A 2990-nucleotide genomic window follows, 5' to 3' on the forward strand; every position below is an offset into this window, starting at 1 on the left:
AGGACCGTGGTGGTCTCGGGCCGGTCCGCCACGAGGCGTGCGACCGCCTCGTTCCACAGGGCCTCGGCCACCGGTGCCGGGGCCTTGTCCAGCCGCCTGGCGAAGTCCTCGACGCCGCCCGTCACGGGGGCGGGCGGCGTCACCGTCACCGCGGTCCGCGTCGTGTCCTGGGCGGTCTCGGCCGGCTGGGGTTCGGCCGGGTCGGGGACCAGGGTTTCGGATGCGCCGGAGAGACCCTCCGCGTGCTGTTCGCTCTGCTGTTCAGCCGAAGCGGGACGAGTGCTCCACACCTGGTCCGCGCCGTACGTGTGGTGGAACTCCCGGGCGTAGTACCGCGCCAGCGCGTCGGCGGCCACACCGGGCGTCGGCGCGGTCCGCTGCAGGAACAGCGCGATCTGGATGCGGTTCCAGCAGCCGGCGAGCAGACTCTCCATGGGGTCACGGGGCCGGAGCCGGAGCGTCACCGGAACCCACTCCGGGAAGTGCTGGAGTATCAACCCCTTCGCTTCCGCGCGCAGTCGCCAGCCCTCCCACAGCGACGGGGCTCGTCCGAGGATCTCTCCGACCTGTACCGACGTAGCCGTATCAGCTGCCCGAGCAAGCTCGGGCAGATCAGCGAACGGGATACGCGGCGGAATGGGCTCCAGAGGCTGCAGCCCCGCCCGGTAACCGTAGGGATGCTCGCTGGCATACAGCTGGACGAGTTCCGTGGCCGCGGCCTCCGGAGTGGGTTCGTCCGCGCCCAGATGCAGTGCGTACGCGATTGCCGCCCGGTGATGTGCGAACTCCAGCCTAGGCATCTGATCGTCGAAGTCCAGCCGGGCCCCGGGCGGGAAGTGCTCCCGCATGAGCTGCCGCGCCCGCCCTTCCAGCCCCTGGCGAAGATCCGACGGCAGTTCGCCCAGCGCCAGGAACAGATCCACGAAAGCCATCTCGTCCACCTGGCGTGCCAGCGGCGAGAGGGGGACCGTCTCGCCCTCCTGCGTCTGGCTGGTGGCCTGCGCCTGGGTGGAGTTTTGGCCTGTTTCCTGTGTCTGCTCTGTGTCCTGGGGGCGGGTGCCGCCGAGCAGGCCCTTGGGCCGTTCGAGGCCGCGGTCGCGGCGGATCCGCTCGGCCATGTCCGTGGCCTGGCGCAGGGCCGTGGCTGTCTGCTGGCCGGTGCTGGTCAGTGCCTGGGCCACGGCGACGGTGGCCCAGTCCTTGAGGTGTCCGTGCCGGCCGGCGTCGCCTGTCGTGTCGAGGAGGGTCGGGAAGTGGATGGTCTCGGCGACGATCTGTCGTGCGCGGAGCACCTGGCCGGGTGTGAGGTCATGGTAGGGGCCTGCTTCGAACGCCAGGAGAGCTTCGGTGTCCACGACACGGGACAGCTCCTGGAGGGAGCGCAGGCTTTCAGGGGTCTTGTCGATGGCGAAGGACTCGGGTTCAGGCTCGGTGCGGAGGTCGGTGTGGTTCTCGGGTGCGGGGGGGAGGTCCGTGAGGACCCGCGTGCGGTCGGCGGGTGTCTGGAGGGGGTTGAGGTCACGGGCGGTGTTCAGGACGTCGGTATAGAGGGCGGGGTTGTGCGTGCGCAGCTGCGCCGGGGACTGTGCGAGGACGGTGGTGGTCTCGGGCCGGTCCGCCACGAGGCGTGCGACCGCCTCGTTCCACAGGGCTTCGGCCACCGGTGCCGGGGCCTTGTCCAGCCGTCTGGCGAAGTCCTCGACGCCGGCCGTCACGGGGGCGGGCGGCGTCACCGTCACCGCGGTCCGCGTCGTGTCCTGGGCGGTCTCGGCAGGCTGAGGTGGGGCCGGGTCGGGGACCGGGGTTCCGGATGCGCCGAAGACCTCCTTCGTATCGGTCTGCTCGCGATCCGGATCCGCCTGGTTCTCGATGCCGTCGGCGATCACCTCGGGGGCGTCGGAGGCCGCCGGTTCGTGCTGCGTGCCCTCCAGGATGCTGGCGATGGAGAGGGGCGGTGCCGCGGTTTCCCGTGGCAGCGCGTCCTGCGTCCCTAGGGTGGGCAGGGTGGTGGGCCCAGTCGTCGTCGTGGGCGGCGGGGATGGGACGTTGTGCGGGGCCGGGCTTGGTACGGTCCCCGGCACAACGCCTGGGGTCAGTGGCATCACGGGGGGCACAAGGGGAGCCACTGTGCCCTGCGACTGCTCCGGAGCCGGCGCGTCCTGCTGCTGCTCCGGGGTCTGCGGGGGTGTCTGCTGTTCCTGCCCCGTGGCTTCGGGTGTCTGTGTCGGCGACGGCGGCTGAGCGGTCGGCCCGAGCGGCTGTTCCGTGGGAGGGGTGAGGTGCTGGAGTTCGTCGATCGCGCTGTGTATGTCGTGGAGGCGGCCGAGGTCGCGGGCTCGGGTGGCGACCTCGAGGAGGTCGCCGGTCCGCTGCGGGTCGTGTCCGTCCGCGAGCGCGCGGGTGTGGAGTTCCCGGGCCTGGGTCAGGGCCTCGTCCAGGCTCCGCCTGAGCTGGGAGGGCAGCATCCCCTGCTCGTCCGCGGCCCGGACCAGGACCGCGTCCAGGGGATCGCTGGAGCGGGGTCCGGTATTGCGGGCGAGGATCTGCTCGGGTGTCGGGGGCGCCTGATCACTGGCACCTGTGCCGGTGTCGTCGAGGGTCCGGGGCTGCCGCATCAGCGTTTCGCCGCCCGGCTGGAGCGGGTCCGTGCTCTCCTTGCGGTCACCGGTCCGGTCCCCGACGGGGTCGGCCGTACGGCCCTCGCCGCCGGGCAGGTCCGAGGTTGCGTCCTGTCCCCGCGCGGGGCCGTTCGCGGGGCCGTCTGCGGGTGTCTGAGGCCGTGCACCCGTTGCGGTGGGGCTGGCGGTCTCGCCGGTGGCGCGCTGCTCGACTCTGGCGTCGAAGGCCATCTCCAACTGGGCGGCACTTTGCATGTCGCCGCGTTCGACGGCGGCTTTGACGCCGAGTTCGTGGCCGTTGATCTCTTCCCAGGTGAAGCCCAGATCACGCAGCTCACGGCGGCGCTCGAGCCGCCGGGATTCTTCCAGGGA

1 pseudogene is annotated in these 2990 nt (G+C 71.6%); it reads right to left on the reverse strand.

What is annotated here, in order from left to right:
- Window positions 1-2990: pseudogene (locus tag ACFUJR_RS39015) on the reverse strand (hypothetical protein); the annotation flags it as partial.

Origin of the sequence: Streptomyces sp. NPDC057271 (assembly GCF_042668715.1) — a bacterium.
Classification (GTDB): Bacteria; Actinomycetota; Actinomycetes; order Streptomycetales; family Streptomycetaceae; genus Streptomyces.